Annotated in this window: 13 protein-coding genes and 1 pseudogene; 10 read left to right on the forward strand and 4 right to left on the reverse strand. The window is 70.1% G+C overall.

Annotated features, from left to right (window positions below; all coding sequences use genetic code 11):
* Positions 1 to 20 precede the first annotated feature (20 nt).
* Both ACIQMX_RS16015 and ACIQMX_RS16020 read left to right on the forward strand, forming a co-directional pair.
* Positions 21 to 644: a DUF308 domain-containing protein gene (locus ACIQMX_RS16015; RefSeq protein ID WP_363074411.1), complete on the forward strand. Its 624-nt coding sequence runs from the start codon at positions 21 to 23 to the stop codon at positions 642 to 644.
* Between the two features lie 133 nt (positions 645 to 777).
* Positions 778 to 1,233 carry an ATP-binding protein gene (locus ACIQMX_RS16020; RefSeq protein WP_402478372.1) on the forward strand — a complete coding sequence of 152 codons (456 nt, stop codon included), beginning with the start codon at positions 778 to 780 and terminating at the stop codon, positions 1,231 to 1,233.
* Positions 1,234 to 1,257: 24 nt separating this feature from the next.
* Here the strand turns inward: ACIQMX_RS16020 and idi are convergent, their stop codons facing one another.
* From idi to galE, 4 genes and pseudogenes are all read right to left on the reverse strand, one after another.
* Positions 1,258 to 1,851 carry an isopentenyl-diphosphate Delta-isomerase gene (gene idi / locus ACIQMX_RS16025; RefSeq protein WP_363074415.1) on the reverse strand — a complete coding sequence of 198 codons (594 nt, stop codon included), beginning with the start codon at positions 1,849 to 1,851 and terminating at the stop codon, positions 1,258 to 1,260.
* A gap of 148 nt (positions 1,852 to 1,999) precedes the next feature.
* A pseudogene (locus ACIQMX_RS16030) lies at positions 2,000 to 2,512 on the reverse strand (GNAT family N-acetyltransferase); the annotation flags it as partial.
* Positions 2,513 to 2,668: 156 nt separating this feature from the next.
* Entirely contained in the window at positions 2,669 to 3,610 is a 942-nt protein-coding gene (locus ACIQMX_RS16035; RefSeq protein WP_363074419.1) for a cation diffusion facilitator family transporter, read from the reverse strand.
* Positions 3,611 to 3,776: 166 nt separating this feature from the next.
* The gene (gene galE, locus ACIQMX_RS16040) at positions 3,777 to 4,760 is read right to left on the reverse strand and encodes a UDP-glucose 4-epimerase GalE (protein WP_402478377.1); all 984 of its coding nucleotides are present in this window, start codon (positions 4,758 to 4,760) and stop codon (positions 3,777 to 3,779) included.
* A gap of 328 nt (positions 4,761 to 5,088) precedes the next feature.
* Between galE and ACIQMX_RS16045 the strand changes: the two genes are divergently transcribed.
* From ACIQMX_RS16045 to hpnC, 8 genes are all read left to right on the forward strand, one after another.
* A complete protein-coding gene (locus ACIQMX_RS16045; protein ID WP_402478498.1) occupies positions 5,089 to 6,864 on the forward strand; it encodes a DUF5941 domain-containing protein in 1,776 nt (591 codons plus the stop codon).
* Entirely contained in the window at positions 6,861 to 7,598 is a 738-nt protein-coding gene (locus tag ACIQMX_RS16050; protein WP_402478379.1) for a sugar phosphate nucleotidyltransferase, read from the forward strand. Before ACIQMX_RS16045 ends, ACIQMX_RS16050 begins: the two co-directional genes overlap by 4 nt.
* A complete protein-coding gene (locus ACIQMX_RS16055; protein ID WP_363074425.1) occupies positions 7,586 to 8,647 on the forward strand; it encodes an iron-containing alcohol dehydrogenase family protein in 1,062 nt (353 codons plus the stop codon). Before ACIQMX_RS16050 ends, ACIQMX_RS16055 begins: the two co-directional genes overlap by 13 nt.
* Positions 8,625 to 9,404: a CDP-alcohol phosphatidyltransferase family protein gene (locus tag ACIQMX_RS16060; protein ID WP_363074427.1), complete on the forward strand. Its 780-nt coding sequence runs from the start codon at positions 8,625 to 8,627 to the stop codon at positions 9,402 to 9,404. The genes ACIQMX_RS16055 and ACIQMX_RS16060 overlap by 23 nt, the downstream gene beginning before the upstream one ends.
* Positions 9,405 to 9,412: 8 nt before the next feature.
* Complete coding sequence (locus tag ACIQMX_RS16065; protein WP_363074448.1) at positions 9,413 to 10,285, forward strand: glycosyltransferase family 2 protein; 873 nt, start codon at positions 9,413 to 9,415, stop codon at positions 10,283 to 10,285.
* 108 nt (positions 10,286 to 10,393) lie between these two features.
* The gene (locus tag ACIQMX_RS16070; RefSeq protein WP_363074429.1) at positions 10,394 to 11,323 is read left to right on the forward strand and encodes an ABC transporter permease; all 930 of its coding nucleotides are present in this window, start codon (positions 10,394 to 10,396) and stop codon (positions 11,321 to 11,323) included.
* Positions 11,316 to 12,101 carry an ABC transporter ATP-binding protein gene (locus tag ACIQMX_RS16075; protein ID WP_363074431.1) on the forward strand — a complete coding sequence of 262 codons (786 nt, stop codon included), beginning with the start codon at positions 11,316 to 11,318 and terminating at the stop codon, positions 12,099 to 12,101. Before ACIQMX_RS16070 ends, ACIQMX_RS16075 begins: the two co-directional genes overlap by 8 nt.
* Positions 12,102 to 12,529: 428 nt before the next feature.
* Positions 12,530 to 13,450, forward strand: coding sequence for a squalene synthase HpnC (gene hpnC / locus ACIQMX_RS16080; RefSeq protein WP_363074433.1), 921 nt, complete (start codon positions 12,530 to 12,532; stop codon positions 13,448 to 13,450).
* Positions 13,451 to 13,479: the final 29 nt, after the last annotated feature.

Below are 13,479 nucleotides of genomic sequence, written 5' to 3' on the forward strand. Positions count from 1 at the left end.
CGCACCCTGAGGAGTCACTGGTGGCCGATCCCGTCAAAGAGGGCAGGAAGCTCCACCGCAGTTTCAGCGGTCTGGCCCTGCTCGGCACCCTGCTCGTCATCGCCGGCCTGGTCGGCCTCGTCTACACGGGCGTCGCGACGCTCACCTCGATGATCCTCTTCGGCTGGCTGCTTCTCATCGGCGGGCTGGTCGGGCTGCTGCACGCGATCCAGTCGCGCGGCACCAGCTACTTCTGGCTGGGCGTGGTGGTCGCGGCGCTGAACATCGCCGCCGGTCTCGTCGTCATCCGCCATCCCCACGGCACCGCCGAGGCGCTGACCATGTTCGCCGCGCTGCTGTTCCTCACGGGCGGAGTGTTCCGCCTCGTCGGCAGCGTCGTGGTGCGCGGGCCCCAGTTCGGCTGGACGCTGCTGCAGGGCGCGTTCGGACTGCTGCTCGGGCTGCTGGTCCTCTTCGACTGGCCGCACAGCAGCCTCTACGTGCTCGGCTGCTTCTTCTCGCTCGCGCTGCTCTTCGACGGTCTGGGGCTCATCGCGATCGGGGTCGGCGGGCGGCGGATCGTGTCGATGGTCTCGGATCAGATGGCACCCGGCACCGGCGTGGACGGCCTCCCGGAAGAAGACCAGAAACGGTCCGAAAGCTGACGGACCCTTGCGAAATTGGTCAAGTTCCGTCGATTGAGGTCGACTTCTGTTCAGTGGTACGGACCGAGCCGACTACGCCCCGCACCCTGTACTCGACGTGCAGTCACACCGAGTGGAGAGCGGGTATCGGACAATGGAGAGCCGCGGGAGTGTCCCCGCCCGGCCCGTGTCGTACGAGGGGGTCTGGCGGTTCACCGCTCCGGCCACGGACGTCTCCGTACCCCGGGCCCGGCACGCCGTACGTGATCTGCTGAAGCGCCAGGGCATCCCCGTGGAAGACGACATCGCCCAGGGCCTGCTGCTCATCGTCTCCGAACTGGCGACCAACGCCGTGAAGCACGCGGCACTGCTCTCGCCGGAGCTCGCGGTCGAGGTCGCCGTGGGCGCCGAGTGGATCAGGGTCTCCGTGGAGGACAACCATCCCTACCGGCCGACGGCCCTGGAGACGGACTACGCGCAGACCGGCGGGCGCGGGCTCCTGCTCGTGCGCGAGATCACCCGGGAAGCGGGCGGCACCTGCGACGTGGAGCACACCGCGGGCGGCGGAAAGGTCATCTGGGCGGCCCTGCCGCTCAGCACACGGCTGTGACCCCTCCGCCCCGGCGGGTCGTACCTACCAGCCCGCGGCCGGCCCGGTCAGCTCGCGGATCGCGGGACGGGCGGCATCCAGCACCGTCATGAACCAGGCGGAGAACGGCGCCCGGGCATGGCGCTCGGCCAGCTCCCCGGCCGTCACGAAGTCCGTCTCGCCCACCTCGTCGGCATCCGGCCGCAGCTGCTCCTGCACCATGCCCACGAAGAGGTGGTTGAACTCCTGCTCCACCAGACCCGACGCGGGATCCGGGTGGTTGTAGCGCACCGTGCCCGCCTCGGCCAGCAGCGAGGGCGAGACGCCCAGCTCCTCGTACGTCCGCCGGGCGGCGGCGGCGAAGGGCGCCTCACCCGGGTAGGGGTGGCCGCAGCAGGTGTTGGACCAGACGCCGGGGGAGTGGTACTTGCCGAGTGCGCGGCGCTGGAGCAACAGGCGGCCCTGCTCGTCGAAGAGGAACACGGAGAACGCCCGGTGCAGTTGTCCCGGTGCCTGGTGGGCGGCGAGCTTCTCCGCCGTGCCGATGGTGGTGCCGTTCTCGTCGACCAGTTCGAGCATGATCGCTTCTGCTGCGCCGTTCGACGAGTTCTTCGCCGCGGTGGCTGGTGTGGTCGGCATACCCATCCTTCGCTATGGACTCGGCCCCGAGCGCCGGTCCCGTCGAGTCTGCTCAAGTCTGCCGTACAAAAGCGGCTTGTCCGCACTTCGGGTGCTGGCATGTCCGGGCCCGCCGCACCACCCGGGCGCGGCGGGCCCGGGCCGCGCGTCAGACCCCGAACGCCGCCGGATACTCGATCGTGCCCTGCGCCACGGCCGCGGAACCGTCGAGGACCAGGGCCATCATCGCCTCGTCGGGCACCTCGAAACCCGGACGGATTCCGTACCGCGACGCGGGCACGAAGCCGAACTTCGGGTAGTACTCGGGATGACCGAGCACCAGTACCAGCGACTCCCCGCGCACACGTGCGGCATCGAGCAGGGCGCGTACGACGGCCTGCCCCGCGCCGCGGCGCTGATGTGCGGGGACGGTGGCCACCGGGGCCAGTGCGAGTGCCGGTACGCCCCCGACCCGGCAGCGGGTCAGCAGGGCGCACGCGGCGAGGGACCCGTCGGGCGCCTCGGCGACGTAGGAGAGCCCGGGCAGCCAGGCCGACGGGTCCTCACGCAGGGCATCGACCAGGTCGGCCTCGGCCGCCGTCGGGAACGCGGCGGCGTTGACCGCGTACACCGCGGCGATGTCGCCGGCGGTCTCGGGACGGATGGTCCAGCGGGCGTCGGCGGACGGACGCCCCGGATCGCGGCCGTGCGGGGATGAGGGCGAAGGAGGAGGAGGCGAGCCGTTCAGGGAGTGGTCGTCGTCGGTCAACGTGGGCAGCCCTTGAGTGATTCGTACATCGCTGCGAAAACCCTACACCGGAGGTTCGCCCGCCCCGCGTCAGTGGCAGAGCCTCGCCTCGTGCTCGGCATGGCCGCTCGGCTCCAGCTGGAAGGTGCAGTGCTCGACGTCGAAGTGGTCGCCGAGACAGCCCTGCAGTTCGTGGAGGAGCTTCTCGTGCCCGATCGAGTCGAGGAACTCCTGATGCACCACCACATGGGCGGAGAGGACCGGCATACCCGAGGTGATCGTCCAGGCGTGCAGGTCATGGACGTCCAGCACCCCGGGCAGCGCCGTGATGTGGTCGCGCACCTCGCCCATGTCGACCCCCGGCGGCGCCGACTCCAGGAGGACGTTCAGCGTCTCGCGGAGCAGCTTCACCGTGCGCGGGACGATCATGAGCCCGATGACCAGCGAGGCGACCGGGTCCGCGGCCTGCCAGCCCGTCGCCAGGATGATGCCCGCCGAGACCAGCACGGTCACCGAGCCCAGGGTGTCCGCCAGCACCTCCAGATAGGCGCCGCGCACGTTGAGGCTGTCCTGCTGCCCGCGCATCAGCAGGGACAGCGACACCATGTTCGCGACCAGGCCGACCACGGCGAAGGCGATCGTCAGCCCGCCCCGGGTCTCGGCCGGCGTGATGAAGCGCTCCACCGCCTCGAACAGCAGATAGCCGCCCACCCCGAGCAGCAGGACACAGTTGGCCAGCGCGGCGAGGATCTCCGCACGGGCGTAGCCGAAGGTCCGGTTCGGCCCGGCAGGCTTGTTCGCGAAGTGGATCGCCAGCAGCGCCATGCCCAGCCCGAGGGCGTCGGTCGCCATGTGGGCGGCGTCGGCGATCAGTGCGAGGGATCCCGACAGCACACCGCCGACGACCTCCATGACCGCCACGGCGAGCGTGATGCCCAGCGCGATCCTCAGCCGCCCCTTGTACGCGGCGGCCGCCGTGCCGGTGGGCGCCGGCCCTCCGTGCGCATGTCCGTGATCGTGCCCTGCCCCCATGGGGACGCCTCCCGGTCGTCTGCGGGCCCGGGCGCGAACGGCCCGGACCCTGTCAGTGAACTACGGGTGGGGGGTATCGGGCAACACGGCACTGAACACCGTTGTCAACTGCTCTGACCTGCGGAAATGCTTGCAGGTCAGAGCGGCTGACCACCCGTTCGGCCCCTTATCCGGCCACCGTGCCGGCATGGTGCAGCTGCCAGCCCCGCCAGGCCGACTCGACCATCTCGCGCACCCCGCGCCCGGCCGTCCAGCCCAGCTCGCCGGACATCCGCTCGCACGAGGCGACCGCCTTCGCGGCGTCCCCGGCGCGGCGCGGCTCGATCTCCGGCTTCAGATCGTGGCCGGTGACCTCCGCCACGAGATCGGCGAGCTCGCGCACCGAGACGCCCTCGCCGCGGCCGATGTTGACGGTCAGGTCCCCGGGCCCGTCCTGCGCGGCCAGCTGCCGGGCCACGGCCAGATGCGCGTCGGCCAGATCGGCCACGTGGATGTAGTCGCGGATGCAGGTGCCGTCCGGTGTGGCGTAGTCGTCGCCGAAGATCCGCGGGGCCTCGCCACGGGTCAGCCGGTCGAAGAACATCGGGATCACGTTGAAGATGCCCGTGTCCGACAGCTTCGGCTCGGCGGCGCCCGCCACGTTGAAGTAGCGCAGACAGCCGGTGGACAGCCCATGGGCCTTCCCGGCCGCCCGCACCAGCCACTCGCCGGCGAGCTTGGTCTCGCCGTACGGACTGATCGGGACGCAGGGGGCCGCCTCGGTGATCAGTTCCGCCTCGGGGACGCCGTAGACCGCGGCCGACGACGAGAACAGGAAGCGCCGCACGCCGGCTGCCGCGACGGCCTCCAGGAGGACGTTCAGCCCGGTGACGTTCTCCCGGTAGTACAGAAGCGGCTTCTCGACGGATTCGCCTACCTGCTTCTTCGCTGCGAGATGCACCACACCGGTCACTTCGTGCTCCGCGAGCACCCGGTCCAGCAGCTCGCGGTCGGCCGCGGAGCCCCGGACCAGCGGGACGTCGTCCGCCAGCCGGTCCGGATTTCCCGTCGAGAGGTCGTCGAGCACGACCACCCGCTCTCCGGCCTCCCGCATCGCCCGCACCACGTGGGCCCCGATGTATCCGGCTCCGCCGGTGATCAGCCATGTCATGGCGGCCAGGTTAGAGGGTCCGGCGACGGGGGCGCGGCGTCGCATGCCCGGCCGCTGTGACGCGGGACCCGTGTTTTGTCAGGCGGGGCGGCCATCGACGATGATGATCGCGGACGGGGCCGGATGCTGCCGGTCCTCCCGGAACGGAGCACAAACGGGCAGTGAACTCCCGCTTCTGTTCATCCGATAGCCTCTGCCGACATGCCGCCGGCCGTATCCAGGGCCGCACTGTCGCGCGCCGACCCGTGTCAGCACCAAGGAGTGAGTTCGTCTGTCGACCGCCATTCTCACAGGTGCTCCGGTACCCGGATCCTCGCTCCAGGACGATCTGAGGTCACTGGGCTTCGACGTACAGACCGCCGCCGACGTCACCGAGGCGGCCCGGTTGCTGTCCGCGGTGCCGGCCGAGCGCCGCGTCGCCCTCGTCGACCCCCGCTTCGTTGGTCATGTTCACGCCCTACGGCTCGGACTGACCGACCCCCGCTTCCCCGCCGCCGCCGTTCCCGGAGCGCTGACCGCGCAACCCGAGGCGCGTCCCGCCCTGGTCCGCGCCCTGCGCACCACCACCGAGGCGGTCGGTGCCGGAGTCCCCGCAGGCCCGCCCGGCTCCACCGCCACGGTCACCGACCGCACCGTGCCCGGCCGGCTCGCCGCCACCATGGACGCCGAAGGCACCGCGGTCCAGCGCCCGGAACTCGGCTCGCTCGTCGCCACCGTCCCATCGGACGAGGCCGCACGCGCCACCGCGCAGTCCGGTGTCGCCGCCGTGGACGACGAGGCGGTCCGGCTGCGCGGCGCTGTGAAGGCCCGCGACGGCTTCTTCACCACGTACTGCATCAGCCCGTACTCGCGCTACATCGCCCGCTGGTGCGCGCGCCGCGGCTTCACCCCCAACCAGGTCACCACCGCGTCCCTGCTGACCGCGCTGATCGCGGCAGGCTGCGCCGCCACCGGCACCCGCGGCGGATACGTCGCCGCCGGGCTGCTCCTCCTCTTCTCCTTCGTGCTCGACTGCACCGACGGGCAGCTCGCCCGCTACTCGCTGCAGTACTCGACGATGGGCGCCTGGCTCGACGCCACCTTCGACCGGGCCAAGGAGTACGCCTACTACGCGGGTCTCGCCCTCGGCGCGGCACGCGGCGGTGACGACGTCTGGGCGCTGGCCCTGGGCGCGATGGTGCTCCAGTCCTGCCGCCACGTGATCGACTTCTCGTTCAACGAGGCGAACCACGACGCGGTCGCGAACTCCAGCCCGACGGCCGCCCTCTCCGACAAGCTCGACAGCGTCGGCTGGACGGTCTGGGTGCGCCGCATGATCGTGCTCCCGATCGGTGAGCGCTGGGCGATGATCGCCGTACTGACCGCGCTGACCACCCCGCGGATCGTCTTCTACGCACTCCTCGTCGGCTGCACCTTCGCGGCCTGCTACACCACCGCCGGCCGGCTGCTGCGGTCCCTGACCCGCAAGGCCCGCCGCACCGACCGCGCCGCCCAGGCCCTCGCCGACCTCGCCGACTCCGGCCCGCTCGCCGAACTCGTGGCGGCGCGCGGCCCCCGGATCCCCGGCGCCTGGAGCGCCCCGGTGGTGGCGCTCGTCGGGACGGGCGCGCTGATCGCCGCCGCACTTCAGCAGCCCTTCGGCAGCCGGCAGATGATCACCGCCGCTGTCTTCTACGCGATCTGCTCCGGCATAGCCGTCGCCCGCCCGCTCAAGGGCGCACTCGACTGGCTCGTGCCCCCCGTCTTCCGGGCGGCGGAGTACTGCACGATCCTCATCCTGGCCGCGCGCAGCGACATCGACGGTGCGCTCCCCGCGGCCTTCGGCCTGGTTTCGGCGGTCGCCTACCATCACTACGACACGGTGTACCGCATCCGAGGCGGCACCGGCGCCCCGCCGAAGTGGCTGGTGCGCACGATCGGCGGTCACGAGGGCCGGACCCTGGTGGTGACCGTACTCGCCGCCGTACTCACGGGGGCCTCCGACTTCACCGTGGCCCTCACCGCCCTCGCGGTTGCCGTGGCACTGGTCGTGCTCGTGGAATCCATCCGTTTCTGGGTGTCCTCCGGGGCGCCCGCCGTTCACGACGAAGGAGAACCCGCATGATCGGCCTCGTACTGGCAGCCGGCGCAGGACGGCGCCTGCGCCCCTACACCGACACGCTCCCCAAGGCCCTCGTGCCGGTGGACGGCGAGAAGACGGTCCTGGACCTCACGCTGGCCAACTTCGCCGAGATCGGGCTCACCGAGGTCGCGATCGTCGTCGGCTACCGCAAGGAAGCCGTCTACGACCGCAAGGAGGAGCTGGAGGCGAAGTACGGCCTGAAGCTCACCCTCGTCGACAACGACAAGGCCGAGGAGTGGAACAACGCCTACTCGCTGTGGTGCGCCCGTGAGGTCCTCAAGCGCGGTGTGATCCTCGCCAACGGCGACACCGTCCACCCCGTCTCCGTCGAGCGGACGCTGCTGGACGCACGCGGCAAGGGCCAGAAGATCATCCTCGCCCTCGACACGGTGAAGAACCTCGCCGACGAGGAGATGAAGGTCATCACGGACGGTGACAAGGGTGTGCGGCGGATCACGAAGCTGATGGACCCGGCCACCGCCACCGGCGAGTACATCGGCGTCACCCTCATCGAGGCCGAGGCCGCCGAAGAGCTCGCCGACGCGCTCAAGGCCACCTTCGAGCGGGACCCCGACCTCTACTACGAGGACGGCTACCAGGAGCTCGTCAACCGCGGCTTCACCGTCGACGTGGCCCCCATCGGCGACGTGACCTGGGTCGAGATCGACAACCACGACGACCTTGCGAAGGGCAGGGAGATCGCGTGCCGGTACTGACCCGACTCATCCCCTCCCCGGTCTTCGTCGACATCAGCCGGGGCGCCATGGACGACCTGGCCGGTCTCCTCGTCGACCAGCGGATCTCCGCATCCGGCAAGCTCGCGATCGCCATCAGCGGCGGCTCCGGCCAGGCCCTGCGCGAGACGCTCGCCCCGGCCCTCCCGGGCGCCGACTGGTACTGCGTCGCCGGCGGCAACATCGACGCCGCCGTGCAGCTGGCCGACGACATCAAGGGCAAGCGCTACGACGCCGTGGTCGGCCTCGGCGGCGGCAAGATCATCGACGTGGCGAAGTACGCCGCGGCGCGGGTCGGCCTGCCGCTCGTCTCGGTCGCCACGAACCTCGCCCACGACGGTCTCTGCTCGCCCGTCGCCACCCTGGACAACGACAACGGCCGGGGCTCCTACGGGGTCCCGATGCCGATCGCGATGGTCATCGACCTCTCGGTGATCCGCCAGGCACCGGACCGCTTCGTGCGCTCCGGCGTCGGCGACGCGATCTCCAACATCTCCGCGATCGCCGACTGGGAGCTCTCGCACCAGGTCAACAACGAGCAGATCGACGGACTGGCCGCCGCCATGGCCCGTACGGCCGGCGAAGCCGTCCTGCGCCACCCCGGCACCGTCGCCGACGACGAGTTCCTCACGGTCCTGGCCGAGTCGCTGGTGCTCTCCGGCATCGCCATCTCGATCAGCGGCGACACCCGCCCCTCGTCCGGCGCCTGCCACGAGATCAGCCACGCCTTCGACCTGCTCTTCCCCAAGCGTGCTGCCAGCCACGGCGAGCAGGTCGGCCTCGGCGCCGCCTTCGCCATGCACCTGCGCGGCGCACGTGAGGAGTCCGGGCTCTTCGCCGAGGTCCTGCGCCGGCACGGTCTGCCGGTCCTGCCCGAGGAGATCGGCTTCACGGTCGACGAGTTCGTCCAGGCCGTCGACTACGCCCCGCAGACCCGTCCGGGACGCTTCACGGTCCTGGAACACCTCAACCTGTCCACCGACCAGATCAGGGACGCGTACGCCGACTATGCCAAGACCATCAGTAGCTGAACTCCGTCCTGTCGTTCACCCCCCGGGCGTCAAGGACCGGCGCAGCGGCGAACACTGGGCGGGCCGGATATACATGCGCGAGGTCTCGCTGCGTGTGGACCGGTACCTGGTGAACACCAAGGTGACGCCCAACCAGCTGACCTACCTGATGACCGTCGCCGGTGTGCTCGCCGCTCCGGCCCTGCTCGTTCCGGGCATCCCCGGCGCGCTGCTCGGCGTCCTCATGGTCCAGCTCTACCTGCTGCTGGACTGCGTCGACGGCGAGCTCGCCCGCTGGAAGAAGCAGTTCTCCCTGGGCGGGGTCTACCTGGACCGGGTCGGTGCCTATCTCTGTGACGCCGCCGTCCTGGTCGGGTTCGGCCTGCGCGCCGCGGACCTGTGGGGTTCGGGACGGATCGACTGGCTCTGGGCCTTCCTGGGCACGCTCGCCGCACTCGGCGCCATCCTGATCAAGGCCGAGACCGACCTGGTCGGGGTCGCACGCCACCAGGGCGGGCTGCCGCCGGTCAAGGAGTCCGCCTCCGAGCCGCGCTCCTCCGGCATGGCGTTCGCCCGCCGGGCCGCCGGCGCGCTCAAGTTCCACCGGCTGATCCTGTGCGTCGAGGCGTCGCTGGTCATCCTGGTCGCGGCCGTCCTGGACGCGGTCCGCGACGACCTCTTCTTCAGCCGCCTCGCGGTCGCGGTGCTGGCCGGCATCGCTCTGCTGCAGACCCTCCTCCACCTCGTGTCGGTCCTGGCATCGAGCAGGCTGAAGTGAGCTCCCCCATGAAACTCGGCGCGGTCATCATCACGATGGGCAACCGCCCGGCCGAGCTGCGCGCCCTGCTCGATTCGGTCGCCCAGCAGGACGGCGACCGGATCGAGGTGGTCGTCGTCGGCAACGGCTCCGCCGTCCCGGAGGTCCCCGCGGGCGTGCGGACCGTCGAGCTGCCCGAGAACCTGGGCATCCCCGGCGGCCGCAACGTGGGCATCGAGGCGTTCGGCCCGTCCGGTGCCGACGTCGACGCCCTGCTCTTCCTCGACGACGACGGGCATCTGCCGCTCACGGACACCGCCGAGCTGTGCCGGCAGGCGTTCGAGGCCGACCCGAAGCTCGGCATCATCAGTTTCCGGATCGCCGACCCCGACACGGGCGAGACCCAGCGCCGCCATGTGCCCCGGCTGCGCGCCGCCGACCCGATGCGCTCGTCACGGGTGACGACCTTCCTCGGCGGCGCCAACGCCGTACGCACCCGGGTCATCGCCGAGGTCGGCCCGCTGCCGGGCGACTTCTTCTACGCGCACGAGGAGACCGACCTCGCCTGGCGGGCGCTGGACGCCGGGTGGCTGATCGACTACCGCGCGGACATGGTCCTCAACCACCCCACGACCGCGCCGTCCCGCCATGCCGTCTACCACCGCATGGTCGCGCGGAACCGGGTCTGGCTGGCGCGGCGCAACCTGCCCGCCCCCCTGGTCCCCGTGTATCTCGGCGTGTGGCTCCTGCTGACCCTGCTGCGCAAGCCCTCGGGCCCGGCGCTGAAAGCATGGTTCGGAGGCTTCCGGGAAGGCTGGTCGACACCCTGCGGACCGCGTCGCCCCATGAAGTGGCGTACGGTGTGGCGGCTGACCAGACTCGGCCGGCCTCCGGTGATCTGAGAGGGTTCGCCTCTGGGAGCATGAGGCGTAAATTTTCTTGTCGGGACCTGTCCGCCCTGAGCCGCGCCCGCGACTGGCTGCGCGTTTTGAATACGAGAGTTTCATCTGGTGAGTGACACAACCCATGACGGTGCTGTTGCGTTGAGCACCCCGCCCTCGGCCGATGACGGCCTGAGCCCAGCCGATCTGGCCACGAAGTACGGCCTGACGGTCAGCGGCGCCCGGCCCGGGCTCTTCGAGTACGTGCGCCAGCTCCGCGGGCGACGCCACTTCATCATGGCGTTCTCCCGGGCCAAGCTGACCGCCCAGTACAGTCAGGCCAAACTGGGGCAGCTGTGGCAGGTGGCCACCCCGCTCCTGAACGCCGCGGTGTACTTCGTCATCTTCGGCCTGATCCTCGGTACGAAGAAGGGAATGGAGCCCGAGGTCTTCATCCCCTTCCTGGTGACCGGCGTCTTCGTCTTCACCTTCACCCAGAGCTCGGTGATGGCCGGGGTCCGAGCGATCTCCGGCAACCTCGGCCTGGTGCGGGCGCTGCACTTCCCGCGTGCCTCGCTGCCCATCTCGTTCTCGCTCCAGCAGCTCCAGCAGCTGCTGTACTCGATGATCGTGCTGGTCGCGGTGACCGCCGGATTCGGCAGTTATCCGCGGCTGTCCTGGCTGCTGGTGATTCCCGCGCTGGCCCTGCAGTTCTTCTTCAACACCGGCCTGGCGCTGATCATGGCGAGGCTCGGGGCCAGGACGCCCGACCTGGCCCAGCTGATGCCCTTCATCATGCGGACGTGGATGTACGCCTCCGGCGTGATGTTCTCCATCCCGGTGATGCTCGCCGACAAGCCGGCCTGGATCGCCGATGTGCTGCAGTACAACCCGGCGGCCATCTACATGGACCTGATCCGGTTCGCGATGATCGACGGCTACGGCTCCGAGAACCTGCCGGCGCATGTCTGGGTCGTGGGTCTCGCCTGGGCGCTCCTGGTGGGCGTGGCGGGCTTTGTGTACTTCTGGAAGGCAGAGGAGCGGTACGGCCGTGGCTGAGGACAACACCGCGGGGCGCATCCCCACCGTGATCGCCGACAACGTGCACATCGTGTACCGCGTCAACGGCGGCGGCGGTGGCAAGGGTGGCGCCACCGCGGCACTGAGCCGGATACTGCGCCGCGGCAAGGGCGAGGAGCGGGGTGTCCGCAAGGTGCACGCCGTGCGTGGCGTCTCCTTCACCTCCTACCGCGGCGAGGCCATCGGGCTCATCGGTACGAACGGCTCCGGCAAGTCCACCCTGCTGCGGGCCATCGCCGGACTGCTGCCGACCGAGAGCGGCAAGGTGTACACGGACGGACAGCCCTCGCTGCTCGGCGTGAACGCGGCGCTGATGAGCGACCTGACGGGCGAGCGCAACGTCGTGCTCGGCGGGCTCGCCATGGGAATGAGCCGCGAGGAGATCCGCGAGCGGTACCAGGACATCGTCGACTTCTCCGGCATCAACGAGAAGGGCGACTTCATCACCCTGCCGATGCGGACGTACTCCTCCGGCATGGCGGCCCGGCTGCGCTTCTCCATCGCCGCCGCCAAGAACCACGACGTCCTCATGATCGATGAGGCGCTGGCGACCGGTGACCGCAAGTTCCAGATCCGCTCCGAGGAGCGCATCCGGGAGCTCCGCAAGGAGGCCGGCACCGTCTTCCTCGTCAGTCACAGCAACAAGTCGATCAGGGACACCTGCGACCGGGTGCTGTGGCTGGAAAAGGGCGAACTGCTGATGGACGGTCCGACCGACGAGGTCCTGAAGGCGTACGAGCGCGAGACGGGCAAGTAGGGCGTCACCGAAGTCCCGTAACTCAGCGGCCCCTGCCGGAGCATTCCGGCAGGGGCCGCTGCGCTGCCTCCGGGGCATCCACGGCTCGTCGTACGGGGCGTGGCAAGATCTCCTCCCGCCGGATGACGTCAATTTCCTTGCGCAAGGGGAAAGTTGACAGGGCGAAGCGCGCAGGCGCGGTGTGCCCCGCACCCCGGCGTATGGATGAGCGTTGTACAACGTAAGCTGTACCGGTGCTGATTCGTGGCAAGTGGGGCGATACCGCCTGGGAAGACGGCTCGTAGCCGTCCTCCGCACTCGGGAGAGCGGGCGGCGTGTCCGGAATGGGATGTTTTGGGTCAGCAGTGTAGAACGGGAGATGTGACGGCTATGACGGACGATCTCCAGCTCCGAGGTACTCACGCCGTCCTCGCGCAGGGCGGTCCGCAGTGACCCGTACCCCGCAGACGCGGCTTGATTCCGCCGTACCCGGAACCCTTGACAAGGCCGCCGACGAGAATTTTCCGGTGGCCCCCTTCTTCCTGCCGCGCGCCTGGCGGGACGACCTGATGGCTGTCTACGGCTTCGCCCGGCTCGTCGACGACATCGGTGACGGCGACCTCGCCCCCGGCGGCGCCGACGCCCGGCACCTCGGTCTGGACCCGGCCGAGGGCGAGGACCGGCTCGCGATGCTCGACGCGCTCGAAACGGACCTGCGAAGGATTTTCGCCACCACCGGCGGAACCCCGCACCACCCCCTCCTTCGGGCGCTGCGACCCACCGTGCGACGCCGCGCACTCACCCCCGAACCCTTCCTCGGCCTCATCGAGGCCAACCGGCAGGACCAGAAGATCCGCCGCTACGGGACGTACGAGGAGCTCCTCGCCTACTGCGAGCTCTCCGCGAACCCCGTCGGCCGCCTGGTCCTCCAGCTGACCGGCACCGCGAGCCCCGAGCGCGTCCGCCGCTCCGACGCCGTCTGCACCGCACTGCAGATCGTCGAGCACCTGCAGGACGTCACCGAGGACCTCGGCCGTGACCGGATCTATCTGCCGGCCGACGACATGGCCAGGTTCCATGTCACCGAATCCGACCTGGCGGCGCCCTCCGGGAGCGCATCGGTGCGGGCACTGATCGCGTACGAAGCCGAACGCGCCGGAGATCTGCTGAATGAAGGCACCCCTCTGGTGGGTAGCGTCCACGGCAGGCTCAAGCTGCTTCTCGCCGGATTCGTGGGAGGGGGGCGTGCCGCCCTCACCGCGATCGCGGCCGCCGGGTTCGACGTACTGCCCGGACCCCCGAAACCCACCAAGCCCAGCCTGCTGCGCGAGGTGGGAGTTGTTTTGCGAAGAGCGCGTAGAGAGGGGTGAGCCGGACCGTGGAGGGACAGACGACGTAC

The sequence above is a fragment of the Streptomyces sp. NPDC091416 genome (assembly GCF_044756845.1).
Taxonomy (GTDB): Bacteria; Actinomycetota; Actinomycetes; order Streptomycetales; family Streptomycetaceae; genus Streptomyces.

Coding starts and splice junctions, on each gene's coding strand:
- ACIQMX_RS16020 (WP_402478372.1), top strand. CDS start 778: ATGGAGAGCCGCGGGAGTGTCCCCGCCCGGCCCGTGTCGTACGAGGGG.
- idi (WP_363074415.1), bottom strand. CDS start 1,851: ATGCCGACCACACCAGCCACCGCGGCGAAGAACTCGTCGAACGGCGCA.
- ACIQMX_RS16035 (WP_363074419.1), bottom strand. CDS start 3,610: ATGGGGGCAGGGCACGATCACGGACATGCGCACGGAGGGCCGGCGCCC.
- galE (WP_402478377.1), bottom strand. CDS start 4,760: ATGACATGGCTGATCACCGGCGGAGCCGGATACATCGGGGCCCACGTG.
- ACIQMX_RS16050 (WP_402478379.1), top strand. CDS start 6,861: ATGATCGGCCTCGTACTGGCAGCCGGCGCAGGACGGCGCCTGCGCCCC.
- ACIQMX_RS16060 (WP_363074427.1), top strand. CDS start 8,625: ATGCCAAGACCATCAGTAGCTGAACTCCGTCCTGTCGTTCACCCCCCG.
- ACIQMX_RS16065 (WP_363074448.1), top strand. CDS start 9,413: ATGAAACTCGGCGCGGTCATCATCACGATGGGCAACCGCCCGGCCGAG.